The 510-nt window shown below is 65.7% G+C and carries 1 protein-coding gene; it reads right to left on the bottom strand.

The window, feature by feature from the left end; genetic code table 11:
* A partial coding sequence (gene cobB / locus NNO03_RS22490) for an NAD-dependent protein deacylase (RefSeq protein ID WP_271450614.1) occupies positions 1–510 on the bottom strand: 510 nt, incomplete at both ends.

The following is a 510-nucleotide window of genomic DNA, read 5'->3' as shown; positions in this document are numbered from 1 at the left end:
GGTAAACCGGCCGCCGGGTAGACGATCGCCGAGGTCCCCACCACGACCATCACGTCGGCGCTCCCTGTCGCCTCGACCGCGCTCCGCCACGGCTCCTCTGGCAGCGGCTCACCGAACCATACGATGTCGGGCCGGATCAGACCGCCGCAGTCGCAGACCGGCGGCTCCACTTCGATCGCAGGCTCGGGCATCTCCGGAAGGGCGTCGGTGTAGGGCACACCACAACGTGCACAACGAAATTCGAAAAGGCTGCCGTGCAGGTGATGCACCGCACCGCTGCCGGCGCGCTCGTGCAGATCGTCGACATTCTGGGTGATGACGCTGACCTCAGCATGGTCCTGCCAGGCGGCGATCGCGCGATGCCCGTCGTTGGGTTCGACGTTGGCCACCAGATAATGGCGCCATAGGTACCATCCCCAGACCCGCTCGGGGTTGCGCAGCCAGCCTTGCGTGCTGGACAGCTCGTAAGGGTCGAATCGGGCCCACAATCCGTTCTTGTCATCGCGGAAC

Source organism: Citrobacter sp. Igbk 16, assembly GCF_028069755.1.
In the GTDB taxonomy this organism is placed as follows: Bacteria; Pseudomonadota; Gammaproteobacteria; order Enterobacterales; family Enterobacteriaceae; genus Citrobacter.
The sequence above is the reverse complement of the archived record's forward strand: the minus strand, read 5'-3'. Positions and strand labels throughout refer to the sequence as shown.